The organism is Candidatus Symbiothrix dinenymphae, assembly GCF_001431085.1.
The window spans coordinates 1-18,417 of the sequence record NZ_BBRU01000013.1 but is presented as its reverse complement, the minus strand read 5'-3'; the positions used below and the strand labels follow the sequence as shown (position 1 = coordinate 18,417).

17 protein-coding genes are annotated in these 18,417 nt (G+C 43.9%); 9 read left to right on the top strand and 8 right to left on the bottom strand.

The window, feature by feature from the left end:
* Window positions 1-1,792: glycoside hydrolase family 3 C-terminal domain-containing protein (locus tag ASC50_RS00415; protein ID WP_056928552.1), on the bottom strand; the 1,792-nt coding region annotated here is incomplete at its 3' end.
* Between the two features lie 96 nt (window positions 1,793-1,888).
* On the opposite strand from ASC50_RS00415, the gene ASC50_RS00410 reads away from it, so the two are divergent.
* Window positions 1,889-3,682, top strand: coding sequence for an aminopeptidase P family protein (locus ASC50_RS00410; protein WP_056928551.1), 1,794 nt, complete (start codon window positions 1,889-1,891; stop codon window positions 3,680-3,682).
* 723 nt (window positions 3,683-4,405) lie between these two features.
* Here ASC50_RS00410 and ASC50_RS00405 read toward each other — a convergent pair.
* Window positions 4,406-4,822: a hypothetical protein gene (locus tag ASC50_RS00405; RefSeq protein ID WP_158648207.1), complete on the bottom strand. Its 417-nt coding sequence runs from the start codon at window positions 4,820-4,822 to the stop codon at window positions 4,406-4,408.
* 152 nt (window positions 4,823-4,974) lie between these two features.
* Here ASC50_RS00405 and ASC50_RS00400 point away from each other — a divergent pair, with 152 nt between their 5' ends.
* Entirely contained in the window at window positions 4,975-5,190 is a 216-nt protein-coding gene (locus ASC50_RS00400; RefSeq protein WP_055430704.1) for a hypothetical protein, read from the top strand.
* Window positions 5,180-5,608, top strand: a complete 429-nt coding sequence (locus ASC50_RS00395) for a PIN domain-containing protein (protein WP_055430703.1) — start codon at window positions 5,180-5,182, stop codon at window positions 5,606-5,608. The genes ASC50_RS00400 and ASC50_RS00395 overlap by 11 nt, the downstream gene beginning before the upstream one ends.
* Before the next feature lie 145 nt (window positions 5,609-5,753).
* On the opposite strand, the gene ASC50_RS00390 is transcribed toward ASC50_RS00395, so the two are convergent.
* Window positions 5,754-6,008, bottom strand: coding sequence for a hypothetical protein (locus ASC50_RS00390; protein WP_056928550.1), 255 nt, complete (start codon window positions 6,006-6,008; stop codon window positions 5,754-5,756).
* A 299-nt stretch (window positions 6,009-6,307) separates the two neighbouring features.
* On the opposite strand from ASC50_RS00390, the gene ASC50_RS00385 reads away from it, so the two are divergent.
* The 3 genes from ASC50_RS00385 to ASC50_RS00375 all read left to right on the top strand — a co-directional run bounded on the left by ASC50_RS00385 (window position 6,308) and on the right by ASC50_RS00375 (window position 11,712).
* Window positions 6,308-8,173 carry a glycoside hydrolase family 97 protein gene (locus ASC50_RS00385; protein ID WP_055430902.1) on the top strand — a complete coding sequence of 622 codons (1,866 nt, stop codon included), beginning with the start codon at window positions 6,308-6,310 and terminating at the stop codon, window positions 8,171-8,173.
* A 116-nt stretch (window positions 8,174-8,289) separates the two neighbouring features.
* Window positions 8,290-9,870: a beta-N-acetylhexosaminidase gene (locus ASC50_RS00380; protein ID WP_082591990.1), complete on the top strand. Its 1,581-nt coding sequence runs from the start codon at window positions 8,290-8,292 to the stop codon at window positions 9,868-9,870.
* Between the two features lie 48 nt (window positions 9,871-9,918).
* Entirely contained in the window at window positions 9,919-11,712 is a 1,794-nt protein-coding gene (locus ASC50_RS00375) for an N-acetylmuramic acid 6-phosphate etherase (RefSeq protein ID WP_055432926.1), read from the top strand.
* On the opposite strand, the gene ASC50_RS00370 is transcribed toward ASC50_RS00375, so the two are convergent.
* Window positions 11,642-13,558 (bottom strand): NAD(+) synthase, encoded by a 1,917-nt coding sequence (locus tag ASC50_RS00370; RefSeq protein WP_055432927.1) that lies wholly within the window; start codon window positions 13,556-13,558, stop codon window positions 11,642-11,644. The genes ASC50_RS00375 and ASC50_RS00370 overlap by 71 nt on opposite strands.
* A 306-nt stretch (window positions 13,559-13,864) precedes the next feature.
* Between ASC50_RS00370 and ASC50_RS00365 the strand changes: the two genes are divergently transcribed.
* Both ASC50_RS00365 and ASC50_RS00360 read left to right on the top strand, forming a co-directional pair.
* The gene (locus ASC50_RS00365; RefSeq protein WP_055431042.1) at window positions 13,865-14,077 is read left to right on the top strand and encodes a hypothetical protein; all 213 of its coding nucleotides are present in this window, start codon (window positions 13,865-13,867) and stop codon (window positions 14,075-14,077) included.
* A gap of 5 nt (window positions 14,078-14,082) precedes the next feature.
* Complete coding sequence (locus ASC50_RS00360; RefSeq protein WP_158648206.1) at window positions 14,083-15,309, top strand: hypothetical protein; 1,227 nt, start codon at window positions 14,083-14,085, stop codon at window positions 15,307-15,309.
* A 356-nt stretch (window positions 15,310-15,665) separates the two neighbouring features.
* Here ASC50_RS00360 and ASC50_RS06980 read toward each other — a convergent pair whose 3' ends face one another.
* Window positions 15,666-15,878 carry a hypothetical protein gene (locus ASC50_RS06980; RefSeq protein ID WP_158648205.1) on the bottom strand — a complete coding sequence of 71 codons (213 nt, stop codon included), beginning with the start codon at window positions 15,876-15,878 and terminating at the stop codon, window positions 15,666-15,668.
* Between the two features lie 20 nt (window positions 15,879-15,898).
* Entirely contained in the window at window positions 15,899-17,044 is a 1,146-nt protein-coding gene (locus ASC50_RS00355; protein WP_055430841.1) for a BACON domain-containing protein, read from the bottom strand.
* Window positions 17,045-17,118: 74 nt separating this feature from the next.
* Here ASC50_RS00355 and ASC50_RS06975 point away from each other — a divergent pair, with 74 nt between their 5' ends.
* Entirely contained in the window at window positions 17,119-17,301 is a 183-nt protein-coding gene (locus tag ASC50_RS06975) for a hypothetical protein (protein WP_158648204.1), read from the top strand.
* Between the two features lie 314 nt (window positions 17,302-17,615).
* Here ASC50_RS06975 and vapC read toward each other — a convergent pair whose 3' ends face one another.
* Together vapC and ASC50_RS08350 are read right to left on the bottom strand one after the other, a co-directional pair.
* On the bottom strand, window positions 17,616-18,017 hold the full coding sequence (gene vapC / locus ASC50_RS00350) for a type II toxin-antitoxin system VapC family toxin (protein ID WP_055430840.1): 402 nt from the start codon (window positions 18,015-18,017) through the stop codon (window positions 17,616-17,618).
* Window positions 18,014-18,217: a type II toxin-antitoxin system VapB family antitoxin gene (locus tag ASC50_RS08350; RefSeq protein ID WP_055430839.1), complete on the bottom strand. Its 204-nt coding sequence runs from the start codon at window positions 18,215-18,217 to the stop codon at window positions 18,014-18,016. The genes vapC and ASC50_RS08350 overlap by 4 nt, the downstream gene beginning before the upstream one ends.
* Window positions 18,218-18,417: the final 200 nt, after the last annotated feature.

Sequence of the window (18,417 nt, the reverse complement as noted above, 5' to 3'; positions counted from 1 at the left end):
ACCTCAAGCCATACCCGAACGGATACAGCACCTCGCCATCGAAATAGCGGTAAGTGCGATTTTTCATTTCATACGAATTGAAAGGCGGCAGGTCGCTGTCTTTTGCATAAAACGTGACCGGCAATTTGCCCGAAGGGTTGTAGTCGCCAAACAGAACATCTGCAATAGCATTGCCCGCATCTTGCCCGCCATACCAGACGTTGAGAATGGCGGGGATATTTTCCGACTCCCAAGGCGTGGCAATCGCACTTCCGGTCATCATCACAAACACCACAGGGATATTCTCGGCATGCAACGCCTGCATCAAAGTCGTCTGCACTTTCGGCAACAGGATGCTCCTGCGGTCATCAACTCCCTTTGTCCTCTCTATCTGAGGCGAAATACCGCCTACATATATGACAACATCATAACCTTTGAGACGTTTGGCTAAAGTTGCAATTTCTTCGCTGCTTTTTTCGGAAGGGAGCACGAAATCAATGCCTTTTTCGTAGGTAATGGTAACATTCTTTAACTTACTTTGTATCGCCTTCAGTGGCGTACTTATCGTGGTTGGAACGCCGTTGTAACTGCCCAGCAGCGTTGTTTCATTGTCTGCATTGGGTCCCACAACCGCCACTTTTTTCAATTTTTTGCTCAGCGGCAAAATATTTTTATCATTCTTTAACAACACGATAGACTCCCGCGTGATTTTAGCCGCCAAAGCCTTGTGGGCAGGCGATTCTAATGTGGAAACGGGTATTTTGGCATAGCTCACGGCTTCTGCGGGGTCAAACATACCCAATCGAAAACGGATAGTGAACAGGCGTTTGAGGGACACATCAATTTGGGTTTCCGTAATCAAACCTGTTTTCACTGCATCTACCAATGCTTTGTAGGCTTCCCTGCCGCAATCAATATCTGTGCCGTGAAAGACAGCATCGGCCGCCGCATGAGCCGCATCGGGATGGGTCTTGTGGTGTTTATAGAAATTATCTATCGCCTCGCAATCCGAAGCCACATAGCCGGAGAAGCCCCACTCGTTTCGTAAAATCTGCAGCATAAGTTGGTCGTTGCCGCAACAGGGCTGCCCGTTATAGCCATTGTAGGCGCACATCACCCCCGCCACATTGGCTTCCATCACCAACGCGCGAAAGGCGGGGAGGTAAGTGTCCCACAAGTCATAAGGGCTGACAACGGTGTTGAAATAATTCCGCGTGTTTTCCGGTCCGCTATGCACGGCATAATGCTTGGCACAGGCGGCTGCTTTCAGGTATTTGGGGTCATCGCCCTGCAATCCGCGAACAAAAGATTTGCCCATCGCAGCGGTCAAAAAAGGGTCTTCACCGTAAGTTTCCTGAGCGCGCCCCCAACGCGGGTCGCGAGCAATATTGAGGTTTGGTGTCCAATAGGTTAGCCCATGATAAATAGTCCGATTGCCTTTGGATGAGGCATCGTGATAGATGGCTCTCCCCTCGTCGGAGATAGCGACGGCAACCTGTTCCAACAGGGGCACATCCCAAGCCGCAGCCATCCCAATAGCCTGTGGGAAAACGGTTACCTTGTAATCGGTGCGCGCAACACCATGCAGACATTCGTTCCACCAGTTGTAAGCCGGGATGCCAAGCCGGTCTATAGCCGGAGCATTGTTAAGCATCTGCAACACTTTTTCTTCAAGTGTCAATCGGGCAACCAAGTCTGCAACTCGTTCATCTACAGAGCGTTGCGCATCGTTGAAAGGATAACTTTGAGCAGTAGCCGACAAGCTCACACACGCACATAAGGCGCATAAAGACAAGTTTTTTAATGTTTTCATATTTATCATTATTTTTTATTTATATTTTGAGCGCAAAGGTAAGGAATACTTTTTAGTTATGGATAATTTTTTCATGAAAATCATTACCTTTGCAAAATGAAACAATCAAACATAGAAAAGTTGCGCCAAGCAATGCAGGAAGCCTCTGTACAAGCCGTCATAGTGCCGCTGACAGACCCGCATTGCGGCGAATATACGCCCGACCATTGGAAAACTTTGCAATGGTTGTCGGGCTTCACCGGTTCGGCGGGGATGCTGGTCGTAACACTCCTCAAGGCGGGGCTGTGGACGGATTCGCGGTACTTTTTGCAGGCGGATGAGCAGCTGCAAAACACCGGTATAGTGCTGTTTAAGGCAGGATTGCCCGATACACCTTCGCTCGAGGCGTGGCTGACGGATGAACTTTCGGCAGGCGACACCATCGGCTTTGAGGGTGAGGTTTTTGTGGCTTCGCAGGCAAGGAGTTTGCTCTACTATTTTGGAAAAAAACGGATTGCCGTAAACACGGATTTTGCACCATATAATATATGGTGGGAAAATCGTCCTGAAATTCCGCTGAACAAGGCATTTATTTTGTCGGAACATTTTACGGGCGAGAGTGTTCGCAGCAAAATTCAGCGGTTGCGCGAGGCACTGCATGCACAAAAGGCGAATTGCACCGTTTTGGCGGCATTGGATTCGATTGCGTGGCTGTTTAACCTGCGTGGCAGCGACATTCGCTACAATCCCGTGGCAGTGAGTTATGCCTTTGTGAGCGATACAGAGGCGGTGCTGTTCATGGATTTCAGAAAACTGACTGATGAGGTAAAGGATTATTTGCGGGGTGAGGGGGTGACGTTGGCGGAGTATGATGCGATGGATGCTTTTGTAGAGGCAACGCTGGCGGCTTCCAACAATGGCTGCCCTGTGGTGCTGATTGCTCCGAATAAAGTCAATTATCATTTATATCAGAGGATTGCGGGTCAAGCCCGCAATGACGGTTCTAATCATGGGATTGCGGGTCAAGCCCGCAATGACGGCTCTAATCATGGGATTGCGGGTCAAGTGATAGAAGTGGATGTGCACCCGATTGACCAAATGAAAGCCATCAAAAATGAGGTGGAAATAGCCGGTTTTCGCAATGCGATGCAGCGCGATGAGGTGGCGTTGGTCAAATTTGAGGCGTGGCTAAGGCAGCAATTGGCAGACTATCAGGTTGTTACGGAATTGGATGTCAGCCGCAAATTGCTGGAATTGCGTAGCGAGCAGGACTATTTTGTGAGCGAAAGTTTTGAAACGATTGCGGCTTACGGTGCGCACGGCGCGATTGTGCATTACACGCCAACGCCTGAAAGCAACGCGCGAATTTTGCCCGAGGGGTTGCTGCTGGTGGATTCCGGTGCGCATTATTTGGATGGCACCACCGACCTGACCCGCACCATCGCCGTTGGAACGGTGACGGACGAGATGAAGCGCGATTTCACCATGCTGCTGAAAGGGCATATCGCCCTGGCACGCGCGAAATTTCCGAAAGGAACGGTCGGGACGCAACTCGACATCCTGGCACGTCAATTCATTTGGCAAGACGGTCAAAACTACCTCCACGGCACAGGACACGGCGTAGGGCACTGCCTAAGCGTGCACGAAGGACCGCAAAGCATCCGCATGAATTACAACCCGACCCCGATTGAGCCGGGGATGCTCACCTCCAACGAGCCGGGCATTTACAAAGCCGGTCGCTACGGCATCCGCATCGAAAATTTGCTGCTCTGCATCCCCGCAGCAACAACCGAATGTGGCGAGTACTATCAATTTGAAACGCTCACCCGCTGCCCGATAGATAAGTCACTGCTCGATAACGGTTTATTGACGAAGGAGGAGGTGGAGTGGCTGACAATGAACAGGTATTAATGATGTGAAGGTTCTTTCTCGCGATGGTGTTTAATTGTTGCCGCAGCCATTGCAAGTGGCTGTAACACGATATATTCAGAAGATTTACAACATAATCAAATCATAGAAAATACATTAGTGATTATAAATCCCTTTTGCATCCATAAACAGTAATAAAAATTCATAATAAAAAAATATGACTATCCGCAATCATACCACTAAATAGCGTTTCCTGCAAGCAATTTTCTGGTTTTGTCCCGCAGGGACAGCACTTTATTAACCGTAGACTTCAGTCTACGGTATAAAAATGATAAGATTCCATTAGTCCCGCATGGGACGGCACGTGAGATGAGTGCAATTTTGCTGAATAACAATGTGTCGTCCCATGCGGGACTTTGGGGTGTGGGCTCCGTCACTCCCGTAGACTGAAGTCTACGGTTAATAAAGTGCTGTCCCTGCGGGACAAAGAGCGAAAGCCAAGTGGTATGATTGCGGATAGTCATCTAAAAAAAACTTATGACATAAACAAAATGCGGTAATTCTGCACCACGACTTTTTTGCCGACTACTCCGCACTTTTTGCTGAAAATCAGTCGATTGCGACCGCCATCACAGCCCATCACTAAAGCGGATTATCGTTAATGAATCATCGAACCGGCAATCACACGCTCAACATAAATGCAGTTGAATGTGTTTTGGATATCCGCTTCGGCTTGGTCAGAAATAATAACCGGTCTAAAATAATTCATAGTTTTTCATCTTCAAAAACTCTTTCCATGGCAGCTAACCATTCGGGGGCAAGTTCAACTTTTTTGCGCGGTTTTGGCTTAAATCCGGGATACGGTTCATACCTAAATTCGGGACTGTGCAGTCGTTCATCGGTCATTTCGTCCATATCAACTTCGCCGGAACGTGCCATTCGGGAAAGTTTCATGAAATCAATGCCGGATGTTTCCGACCAATCCAAGTCAATTGCATCAAACACTTCATCCAAAGTATGTCCTATAGGTTTACCATACTTGTCGCGCGGGATGATAAACTCGTGTGCAACGGTCAGATACGGTTGCGGCTGAGCAACCTCATACGCCACTTCATACGCCGCCACAGCAACGTCGCTAACCATCTGTGGCTTGTCTGCCGGAATGTCTTGATACGTTTTCATAATGAGAATTTTTCTCTCTGTTTTTTTACTTTTGTCGTTCTTAGAAGTTTTATTCGCGACCTCTTTATTTACGAGCAAAATCTAGGTTGCTCGTAATAGCGATTTTTCGCAGTTACTAATTGAACTTACCCATGATTTAAAATTATTGATATATGTTACGTACTGTTTACACCCCTCAAAATGAGCAATGTACACTTCCTATTCCCAGAGATTATGTGGGTAAGAAATTGGAAATCATTATTTTTCCTGTGGAAGAAGTTATTTCGGAAGCTGCTTTTTTCAAAGAGAAGAAAGTAACTTTCACGGATTTTGGGCTTAAAGCACCTGTTGAATATAAATTTGATAGAGAAGAAGCCAATGAACGATAGAAATAAAGTTTTCCTTGACAGCAATGTGGTGATTTATGCTTATCATAATGAAGAAAAAGATAAGCAAACGATAGCCAAATTGTTGATTAACAATAATAATAGCGTAATCAGTACGCAAGTATTGCAAGAAATCAGTAATACATTGAGCCGCAAATTCAAGGCAAAGTATGATGTCATTCAGGCATTGCTGGTAGAATGTATCCAAAACTGTGGCGAAGTTTATATCAATACTCAACAAACCGTTTTCAAAGCTTGCAGTATTGCCGACCGCTATCAGTTTTCGTTTTACGATAGTTTAATTGTTGCCGCAGCCATTGAAAGTGGCTGTAACACGATATATTCAGAAGATTTACAACATAATCAAATCACAGAAAATACATTAGTGATTATAAATCCCTTTTGCATCCATAAACAGTAATAAAAATTCATAACTATAAAAGATAAAATCTTCTTAGTTATACCCAACAACTTTCGTTATTTTATCTATGACTTGTTCCAGCTCATAAGCTGTGATATGCCCAAACGTTTTACACAAATTTGGGTCTAAGTTTACCCGCCATATTTCACCTTGTTTCATGGAAATCGGCATTATCTAAGTGGGTAAATGCGGTCAATTCTTTATTTGTTCGATACTCATCAGCCATCAAATTAACCGCTTTTTCCAATGAATGGACACTATCTTCAGCGCGGACAGAGTGTATCGTGCGCTCCACTATATACATCCGCTCCGATATAGGGAGACGGTAAATTTCATGTAAAACATCCATTGTCGGAGATGCTTTTCTTTTTTTCAGAGTTTCTGTTGCAACTGCTTCCATATCTTTATCATTTTTGGCGCAAAGGTACAAAATAGTTATGAGTTATGAATTATGTGGTCGTAAAAAAACGAAAGGGAAATTTGTCGTCAGACACTAATTAGAAAAAAGTTTGTTTGTTTGAAAAATAATGCTTACCTTTGCGGTATCAATTAACGGTTCTTCAAATTATCCCCCGCGCAAGCACACGGGGAAGAAGATGGAAGAACCGTTCGTTGTTACAATATACGCATATAATAAAAAAAAAACGGCATTGCGAATTAAATATATATTTGTATCTTTGCAGCCAAAAATAAATTAAAATGAACAAAATGAATTTAATAAAGTATTTCGCTGTAATCCTGCTGACAGGTTCATTCTCTTGTTGTAATAACGCCGGATTTACCGTAAAATCTCCTGACGGAAAATTCTCCCTGCAACTTGTGCCGGATAACACCGGCAGTTTGTCCTACAAAGTTTTTAACGGGCACACGGAAGTGATTTCAATCTCTGCCATGGGCGTTACCGGCGCGGACTCGGCTTGGTCGTTTGTGGAAAATCTTACCTTTGTGAAAGCATACGCGGAGTCCATTGACGAAACTTACCAACTCCCTACCGGAAAAGTAAAGACTTACCACAATCAATGCACTGAGAAGCGGTACTGTTTTCGCAATAAAGCAGGAAATGAAATAACCATCGAATGTCGCGCTTACAATGACGGAGTTGCCTTTCGGTATGTCATTGAGAAAGAAGGAGATATCGAGATTATTTCCGAAAACAGTTGCTTTGATTTACCCGGAAACGCCACCACATGGATGATGAATTATGCACCTCATTACGAGAATTTTTATCCTAAACGGGAACTGTCAATTATCGGCGATGAACAATTGTCGTATCCGGCACTTATCCAAACAGGCACTCAATGGCTTTTGCTCACAGAAGCGAACGTCTATAATCATCCGGCCACTCATCTTCAAAAAGTGCGGGAAAATTCACTGAAAGTCGTTTTTCCCGAAAAATCATTCACGGTTTCCAATCTCTATGAATCGCCCTGGCGGACGTTTATTATCGGCGACCGGTTAAAAACCATTGTAGAATCCACGATGGTCGAAAACTTGAATCCGCCATCCGTCATTCAAGACATGTCGTGGTTGGAGCCGGGAGTAGCCGTTTTCCCCTGGTGGGGGAATTATGGAGCTAATTCTTACATTGATACGCTTAAAGCATACGTCGATATGGCAGTAGAAATGAATTGGCAATGGATAGAATTTGATGTGGCATTAGTGGGTATGTATGAAAACAGCATGCCGACCAAACTTTGGGAAACAACGCCCTGGCTCAAAAAATTTACGGATTACGCCAACGGCAAAGGCATCAAAGTCTATGGCTGGGATGGATTTGATGTTCTGAAAACCAAGGAAGGACGTGACCATGTGTATGGCAGCTATCGTGATTTGGGCATCAAAGGCATTAAAATCGATTATGTGGATAATGACAAGCAGCATGCCATGCAATTCAGAGAAGCGGCAATGAAAGAGGCGATTGATTACGGGCTGATGGTTAGTTTTCATGGCGAAACCCTACCTCGCGGGCAACGCCGAAAATACCCGAACCTGATGACTTGCGAAGGAGTCAGAGGGTCTGAGTATTATACATTTCAAGGGAGCAAAGGTCCTAATTCCGGACATAATTGCACGCTTCCATTCACGCGAAATACCGTAGGTCCGATGGATTATACCCCTGTTACGTTTACTATCCGCAACGAAAACCCCCGCTCTACCACGTATGCACACGAATTGGCTTTGCCGTTTATCTTTGAATCAGGCTGGGTTTGCATGGCAGATAGACCGGAAGCATATTTAAATTCTCCGGCAAAAGAAATACTAAAAAAAATCAAAGCCACTTGGGACGAGACGATTTTTATAGACGGCTATCCGGGCGAGTACGTCTGCATGGCGCGCCGACACGACAACGAATGGCATTTAGGTGCTATCAATGCCGGAACAGAACGTACCATCTCAGTCAAGTTGGATTTTCTGAAAAAAGGAAGCTATACCTTCAAAGTATATGAAGACCATCCCGAAACGCCCATGACCAATATTAAGATACGCGAAGTAACGGCATCGGCAGGCGATGTGTTGCAGTTCAAGTTGATACCGAATGGAGGCTTTTGCATGGTAATAGAATGAAATCTTTGCATCCTGAATTGTATAAAAATAACATATAATAAAAAAAAATATATACCTTTGCGGAACTTTAGTAAATAAAAAGAGTAAAAATGAAAATAAAAAGAGTAAAAATGAAAATGAAAACAGTAAGTAAGTGTTGTGTAGCAGTATGTCTTTTGTCAGGCTTTAATGCCTACGGTAAAGACGAAATTCGCCCGTATTCCGTTTTGCCCGAGCCGCAGCAAGTGGCATACAGCAAAGGTTCTTTCAAATTGAAAGATAAACTGACAATCGCGTTCCCGCCAAAGTTGGCAAACGAAGCAACATATTGTAGAGACGTGGCGCGCCACGTCTCAGCCGCCGCAAACCCCATCCTGCAAGAAGGCAAAAAATCGGGCGACATCACCCTCGTATTAGATGCCTCCGTGCTGTCCAAACATCCGGAGGGATATATTTTAGACATTCAGTCGAAAGGGATTGTCATTAAAGCCAATGCGCCTGCCGGTATTTTGTATGGGATACAGACTTTGCGGCAATTGCTTGGGGCGGCATTGGAGGCATCGGGACAGGCGGGTACGATACAATGTGGGACGATTACGGATTATCCGACCCTTGGCTGGCGCGCTTTTTTGTTGGACGAAGCTCGCCATTTCCTCGGGAAAGAGGTTGTGTTGAAATTGCTGGATAATATGTCGCGCCTGAAAATGAATGTTTTTCATTGGCATCTTGTTGATATTCAGGGGTGGCGCATTGAAATCAAAAAATATCCGGAACTGACAAAAACAGGTGCTGCCCGTGATAACTCTTCATTCAATAAATCATTCGCGAGTTTTTACACTCAGGAAGAAATCCGAGAAATTGTCGCTTATGCTGCCGCACGACACATTACCATTGTGCCCGAAATAGAAATCCCGGGACATTCCGGTGCCGCCATAGCCTCCTATCCATGGTTGGGGTCGGCAGATGTATTGAATCTGACTAATCCTGCGGTGGAGGATTTCATCAAAGATATGTTGGAAGAAATAATAGCCTTGTTTCCCGGCAATGTGATACACATCGGCGGCGATGAAGTGACTTATAGATACTGGAAAAATACGCCTTCCATCGTGCAATATATGCAGGAACACAACATTCTGTCGCCTGCCGACCTTCAGGTTAGCTTTACTAACCGAATAGCACATTGGCTTGCCGCTAAAAACCGTCGCATCATGGGTTGGAATGAGGTGCTCGGCAAGGTAATTCCTGATTATTGGCGTCCGATGCTTCCCGAAGACCACATTATAACACAACCGCTTACGTCCAACGCCATCGTGCATTGTTGGGAGGGAAATATCGACCTCATCCGGGAAACTATACAGGAAGGTTACGATATTGTTAATTCATTCCATTTACTGACCTATCTTGACTTGCTTGGCAACAAGTATATTCCTCTGGAAAAAGCCTACTCTTTCCAACCTGTTCCCGAGGGTTTGACGGCAGAGCAGCAAAAGAAAGTACTGGGTTTGGGCTGTCAGATGTGGACGGAACAAGTGCCGGACGAACAAAACATGAACACCAAAGTCTATCCCCGCATAGCCGCTTATGCCGAAGTGGGATGGACTGCCCCCGAAAAAAAAGATTACAACAGTTTCCTGAAAAGGTTGGATTATTTTCTGGCTGAATGGGAGAAACAGGGCATCCGCTATGGTCAGGTTCAACCCATTACTGCCCCAAATTGAGGTGAAGCAAGGTGGAACGGACCGGAAAAATGAAAACAAAATAAATAGATGAACGCAGTATATTTGGGAATTGATATAGGAGGAAGTTGGTTAAAGGTTGTTTTGGTTGATTCGCCCTCGCTTACAGGAATAAAAAATATCTCAAATTGGGTGCTTGCCAAACCTGTGAATAGAGTCAGAAGTCGCCTTGGCGAACAGGCTACGGCGGCGGATTTTATTGCTGCATTAGATGAGTTATTGTCTCTGGTCTTAAACGACAACGACAAAGTGATGGGCATAGGAATTTCGACAGCCGGAGTTGTGGATTATAAAGGAGAAAATATAATCATCGCCGCCCCGCATTTGAACCCCTTAAAAGACAAATCCTGGATAAATTATCTAAAACAACGTTTTCAAGCACCGGTAACTCTGATTAATGATGCGGATGCTGCGGCAATCGGAGCCGCCGCGCGAGGTTATCTGCAAGGATTTCATACTATTGGCGTTATGCCTGTCGGCACAGGCGTAGGCTTTACCCTTTGGCGTAATGGAAGAAAATGGAACCCGAATCAAATGTTGCCCCTGTTGGGTTGTGTCATGACGCCCGACGGCTCTTATGACCAAATAGCCGGAGTATCCGCCATTGCCGAATGTGCAGGTCATGACCTGAGCCTTATTTTTTCCGATTCCAGGTATGAAGAAGTACGATGCCGTTATGAAAAAGCATTGGCTAATGCGATATATACGGCGTGTGTGCTGTATCACACCGATATTATCCTGCTTGGCGGCGGATTGGCGGAAGCTATCAAGACAAGTGATTATCCCATAGAAGATATATTACAGGAAAAACTCCACGATTCTCTTGCTTTTCTGAACAAAGAGGTGCAAATAAAAGTAATGCGCGAGGGCAATGCCTTGCCTCTGATTGGTGCTGTACTGCTTGCCATGGGCGAAAGCATAGCACAAAACGCCACAAAATCCGGTAAAGTATATTCACAAATCAATACGGAGATTCCTTACGATGAAACCTTGAATTTACATACGATGGATGCTTCCGGCATTGTGAAATTGTTGTACAAAGCCGAAGAAGAAGCAGGACTGAAATTAAAGAAATCGTTGGATGATATCGCCGAAGTTGCCGTCCGCGTTGCAGAAGCCTTGGCTAAGGGCGGGCGCCTCATTTATGTAGGAGCCGGAACCAGCGGACGTCTGGCAGCGATTGATACGGTTGAATTGGCTTGTACGTTCGGTTTTCCCCGCGAACGGGTTTATACGCTTATCTCGGGAGGTTTGGCAGATGCGGCAATTGACATCGAAACGCATTTTGAAGAAGATGCCGGTTCTATTCCGGAACTGCTGCTTACAGGCATCAATGAGCAGGATGCGGTGATAGGCATTTCCGTCAGCGGGTCGGCTTATTATGTACAGTCGGCATTGGCATTCGCGAAAAGTCTGGGTGCCTATACCGTCTTTATTCAGGAGAGTGTCAATGTTCCTGTCACTTACTGCGATAATGTTATTTCCTTACATTCGGGGCATGAACTTGTTGCCGGGTCCACAAGGATGAAAGCAGGCACTGCTACGAAAAAGGTGTTGAATTTTATTTCGACAACAGCCATGATACTGCAAGGAAGAGTTCACGGTTGCTATATGATAGAAGTGGAATGTCTTAATCAAAAGTTAATCCATCGTGCTCAAAGTATTTTACATAAACTTTTCGGGTTGAACGACAAGGAAGCATTGGATTTATTGGAAAAGAACAATCTCAGTCTGAGGCAGACAATAAGCGAAATTACAAAATGCGCCATCCCGCCACACTTGCATCGCTCGGCATCCGCCAATCACCACGCGGAGAGAGGTTGACCGAACCCACTTTCGGACCGTCCGGCAGGCAACTGCGCTTGAATTGCTGACTGAAAAACCGCGTATAGAATACCTGCATCCACTTTTGAATCGTGGCATCATCAAATTTGCCCTTGAAAGCGTGTTGCGCGAGGAAAAAGATTTTTTCGGGCGTGAAGCCGTAGCGCAAGGTGTAAAAGAGGGAAAAATCGTGCAACTCGTAGGGTCCCACCACGTCTTCCGTGAATTGCGTCATGCTGCCGTCGGCACTTTTCGGCAGCAGTTCGGGGCTGACAGGCGTGTTGATAATGTCCTGCAAAGTCGCCTTGCTGCTCTCGTCCATCTGCGTTTCTGCCGCCCAACGCACCAGATGGCGGACGAGCGTTTTCGGGATGCCGGAATTCACACCGTACATCGAAATATGGTCGCCGTTGTAGGTAGCCCAGCCGAGTGCCAACTCCGACAAATCGCCCGTGCCGACCACCAGACCGTTCATTTGGTTGGACAAATCCATGAGAATTTGTGTCCGTTCGCGGGCTTGCGTGTTTTCGTAGGTGATGTTGTGAATTTTGGGGTCGTGCCCGATGTCCTTAAAATGCTGTTCACAAGCTGCCACGATGCTGATTTCTTTGATTTGAATGCCCAGCGACTGCATCAATTGCACGGCATTGGTGCGGGTGCGGTCGGTGGTGCCAAAGCCGGGCATCGTAACGCCGCAAATGGTTTGGCGCGGCAATCCAAGTTTGTCAACCGTTTTTGCGCACACCAACAGTGCCAAAGTGGAGTCCAAACCGCCTGACACGCCGATGATGAGGTGTGTGCAGTGCGTGTGCATCAGTCGCTTTGCCAATCCTGCCACTTGAATGGAGAAAATTTCTTCGCAACCGGCGTTGTATTGGTCTGTGGATGGGATGAATGGCGTCGGGTTGATGAAGCGGGAAAGACGATTATTGACCCGCAATCCCCTGCCGGAAATCGTAACGATGCGATAATTGTCTGCCACCGGACGGCTGATAAACGTGGTGTTTTTTTTGCGCTCTGCTGTCAATAATTCAACATCTATTTCGCTGAAAATCAGCTGTTCTGCATATTGAAAACGTTGCGCGTGTGCCAGCAATTTGCCGTTTTCATAGACATAGGCATTGCCTGCATAGACCAAGTCGGTGCTTGATTCGCCAAAACCGGCGGCGGCATAGACGTAGGCGGCTTGGCAGCGTGCCGATTGCTGGCTCAACAGCGATTTCACATAGTGCTGTTTGCCAATCAGTTCGTCACTCGCCGAGAGGTTGAAAATAAGATTTGCACCCGCCATAGCGTGGTAAGAACTGGGCGGGACTACCGACCAAACATCCTCGCAAATCTCAATCGCAAAGGTCAACGCGTCAGTCAATTCAAACAAGATATTCGTGCCAAAAGGCGTTTGCTGTCCGGCATATTGGATTTCTGTGACGGGCGTTTGCAGCGAATAGGCTTCAAACCAGCGTTTTTCGTAAAATTCGGCATAGTTGGGCAGAAAAACTTTCGGCACAATCCCCAAAATCTGCCCTTGAAAGCACACCACTGCACAGTTATACAATTTAGATTTGTGCTCAACCGGCGCACCCACGATGAAGCAGACGGGCATCTCGCGCGTGTCTTCCAGCAATTGCACCAACGATTGCGCCGCGCTCAGTGTCAAATTTTTCTGCAAAAACAAGTCCGCACAAGTGTAAGCCGTCAGCGACAATTCGGGAAAACACAAGGCTCTCACACCCTCCGAACAGGCTTTCGAAACCAATCCCGTGATGTGCTCCACATTAAACGCACAATCCGCCACCCGCACTTCAGGAATGGCTACAGCAACTCTGATAAATCCATGATTTTCCATAAATCAGTTACAACAAAACTTGCGCAAAGGTACAAAATAGTTATGAGTTATGAGTTATGAGTGAAGAGTTATGAGTCGGGGATGTTGCTGTCCCGTAGGCGCATCCCGTAGGGTGGGGTGTCAAACAGATTACAATCGGATGAAATTTTTGCGTTCTGTTTTTATCCCGTAGGGATTATAGCTCGGTAGAAAATCATACCTCTCCTTCTCCCCGCATCCCGTAGGGTGGGGTGTAAAAAAGAATGTAAAATTTCATTATTTATTCGTTCTAAATATGTATCTTTGCAGCCAAAAAGAATAATAAATATGGATACAAAAGAGCAACAAAGTATTGAATTATGGAAAGCCAAATCAATTGAGCGTTCCAAAGCGATTAAGCGACTAAAAAAGCGAATTAAGGAAATAGAACACAGTCGCGACAGTTGGAAAGAAAAATCTTTTGCAAATAAAGAGCGTGCAGACAGGTATGAAAATGATTTGTCGCAGATAAAAAAAAAACTGAACGAGATAACAGCGTAGTATTATTGCCTTGTAAAAATCGTCCAAAATATCATCGTTATGACGATTTTATAATACAACTTGCATTATCGTTAGTATTGCGTGTTGGTGTTAGTTTCAGGGCTGCGAGTAAGATATTTTGCGAGCTTCATCTTTGCTTGCATTTAAATCTTGGGACTCCAACACATACTACCATACTGCTTTGGACTAAAAAACAAGGTGTAGGAAATTTTCGGGAAAAGGAATATTTTAACACCCAAAAATGGATTTTGATAGCCGATGAAAGTATTCAATTTGGCAACAAAAAATTATTGTTTGTAATAGCCGTTCCTGTTTCAATGGAAAACAAGGGTAGTTACTTGAAATACAATGATATAACTCCGTTGAAAATAAAAGTATCAACGTCTTGGAAGGCTGAAGAGATTGCAGAAGTAATAAAAAACACCATAGATATTAAGCAGATTGAATATGCTGTATCCGACCTCGGAAGCAATCTGACAAAGGCATTTAGTATTTTGAATATCAAACATATAGAAGATATAAATCACAAATTTTCATGGATGATGCAGCATCTTTTTGAGGAAGATGAAATATTTAAGAATTACACAAAAGAACTATCTGATATGCGTGCAAAACTTTCGATGGGTAAATGTGCTCGCATCGTGCCTCCCAATCAACGAATAATGTCCCGATACATGAACCTGACACCACTTTTCAAGTGGGGAGTAAAGATGCTTAAACTTTTGGAAAACAATTGTTTAACAGAAGACGAATGCGAAAAATTAAAATTTTTGCCTCTATACAAAACCTTTATATTAGAGACTTACGAATTGCTTTGCAGCATGAATCAGACACAAAAAATAATGAAGAAAAATGGCATGAGTACGGCAAGTATAAACGAAGCATTGCAATTACTTGACGCACAGAACAATGCGAACGCAGAGATTATCAAATCAAAATTTATAGAGTATGTTCATAAAATGCAGCTAAGGGTGAGCGGACGGGAGTGTGTAATTTGTTCGAGCGACATTATAGAATCCTGTTTTGGAAAATACAAAGAACTTGTCAAAACAAACAAATCGGTAGGAATTAGCGATTTGTCGCTTTGTATATCGGCTATGCTTGGCAACAATAGTAATTTGAAAAAACAATTTGAAACTGTCTCAATAGATCGATTGAAGGAGTGGAAAAAAGAAAATATTGGTGAAACTCTGTTTGGTGAAAAAATAAATCTTATGAAAAAAGTTGCGTGAATATTTTCTTGGAAATAACAATCTTTTTGACACCCCACCCGTAGGGATGCAACATAATCCGCAATCGGTTGCATCCCTACGGGATGCTGAAATGGGGGGGCGGGGCGATTCTATTTTCTACCGAGCTACAATCCCTACGGGATAAAAACAAATGATGAACGAACAATATTCATAAAACATCCATCTTTTTTACACCCCACCCGTAGGGACAGCAATATCGTGCCATATAATTTACCGAAAAACCCATTTTTTGTCTGAACGTGGGTGCACGACAAATTTCCCTTTTTTACTCAGGGTCAATTGGCATTAAATATTACGGAGACCAATTACCCCACCCTTCGGGCATAACCGTCAGGTTAAGGCTGAAAGCCTTCGAGCACGAGCGTAGAGCATCGCCCTACGAAGGAAGCCCTGTTCGTTATCGTGTTGCTTAATTGTACCGACTCACTGCGTACTAACAAATGGATATGATTGCTCATTATCACAAAGGCAGGATTATATGATAGACTCTTGTTCAGCATAGGCAAATAACCTATGCTGAACTGCAGACTTTTTTTTAACTTGCTCACAATGAGGCTATTTGTAAATACTATTCTTTTACGCAGCGAATGGGAAGAGCAATCTTTTTGCTGGTATATCCCCCAGCTTCAAAGGCCAACATTGGATCAAAGTCACGCAGGACACGATTCACCCAATAAAGTCCTTGGTTCTCAACATTCCTATTATTTCCCCATAAACCACCGCCTGTAGGTAAAAACACTGCATTTCTCGGTGTCGTAAATGTTGCTGTTTGAGCATCCGGACCAAACCATGATCCTTTATCTGTGCTAACATATCGATAACCGGAATTTTTCAAATTTTGCGTTTCTCCGTATGTTGGAACTCGCCATCCTTCGGGGCAAGGGTCATTAATTGGCAACCAATCGCTACTTGTATCTCCATCAAGATTCACTTCAGGCACAACAACTCCATCAGTATAACTGTAACCCACGAATCTGTTAAATTGATAATATTTGCCTATATTATTAGGCAAATCAACAAAAGCCCCAAAACCGGCAACATTCTTTGTCGCCCATGTAATGCCATTGATAGTAACGCCATCTTCCATAGGAAGCACTCCATGCTGAATAATGGTGTCTTTTTGTACTAAGTCGCCGGACTTAATTGAAACAATAGCCAACCGGCGTGCATTGGGGTTGTTGCTTAGATTGACAGTGATAACGCCACTGCCAACACCGGAAGATGGTTGCAAAGTACACCAAGTTCTATCAGGAAATAGCCAATCGGGGTCAACGATATATTCAATTTCAGTTGTCCACTCGACATTGCTTGTAACAGTGATGGAAGAAGTCACTGCATTATTAGTTTCAGGATAAATGAATGTTGGAGAAACCAACAAAGTTGTATCTCCCACTTCTTGAATAATCGTAACTGCTTTCTGCAATGTAGCAGCATGAATAGTAACAGTAGCAGTGCGCTCCATAACCGTTGGATTTGCTTCCAATGTTACCGTAATAGTAGCATTTCCATTACCACTTGTGGGAGAAATCGTACACCAAGCAGAAGAAGCATCAACGGCAGCTGTCCATCCCACATTGCTACTTACACCGATTTGATACGTCCCTGCATCTTTATTTGCAGTAACTGTGTCTTTATTCACTGATAAAGACGGAGGAGGTGTAACCGGCGTTTCATCCTCATTTCCACACGCACAAAGCAGCACTGAAGCCGCCATAAACACAAATAAATTTCTCTTTTTCATAACTTTAATATTTTAAATTGTTTATAATTTTCCTTAAATTGGTTTCAATGGTCACCTTGGTGTTGGTTTCCATTTTGATATACAACCGCACAGCCAAGTTGTTGATATTAATCGCCGTAGGTGTAACAGTAATCCATAACGGCGGCAATCCTCCCGAAGCCGCAAATCCGACAAGGAGAGCGAATAAGGCGGCGAGAGCCGCACATCAACCTGAATGCCGGGTTTCATAGCAGCAAAGCTATTCAACGGTGAAGAAGCGATGAGAAGTGTAATTAGCAGTCTATGTATTTTTCTAACTTTCATGCTATAAATATACTATAGTTATAACCTCCGAAATTTACGCTGCAAAAATAGTGAATAAAATCATAAATAGCCAAATATTTTCAAAAAAAACTTATCATCAGCTTGCTGTTGATAAGTTGTTGATATTTTAGATAAACATGGATTTTAATGGAGTTTTGCTTTTAACCCAACACAAACAAAATCTACACTGAACAGGAAAATTAAACTGAAACGGCTGATTACAGCACCTCCAAAGGCGACTTTATTCATAAAGTTTCAACTCTTGAACTACTGTGGCGATATTTATGTAATCGCTATCGTTGTGCAATAAATACAAATTGTTTTCTATTGCCGTTTGAGCGATTATTAAATCTACGGTACTTCTTATCGTAATGCCTGATTTTCGACATTTCATGTACATCAGTGCGGCATTTTCGTATGATTTTCTGCCATTGTACAAATCGTAAAATGGCATTATATCCAGATACATTTTCAGTTGATTAAACTCGGCTTCTGTCTTTGCGCCTTGCAATACCTCTTGATAAATGTGGTTGTTGATACCAAAAACAATTTGATTATCTATGATTTCATCTAATTTATCGTAAGGTGAACCACTTGTCCCTCTGAAATACCCAATCAATATCGAAGTATCAACAAGTATCATAGCGTTTCTCGCATTAGTTTGTAATCGTAGTCTTCACGGAATTGTATTTTCCCTTTTAATTCTTTGATACTCTTTGGTTTACGGTGTATTACATACTCCCGCAGGGCAATTTCAATCAATTCCCTTTCTGTGGATATGTTTTGAGAATATCGAAAAGCCTCCTCCACAAGATTATCACTTATCACAAGATTTGTCTGCATAATAGCATTGTTTGGCGGCAAAGGTAGTGATAATTTTGCAGATTACAAAAAAAACTCTTAACTCGGGTGCACGCGCAGATTCAACTTCTAAGTGCGACAAAATTTCTACAAAGATAGATAAAAAACTTCAGTTGGAGATTTAAAGCCGAGTTTTTCTCTGGGTCGGCTATTTATCTTGCTCTGTATCAGTTTAATATAAT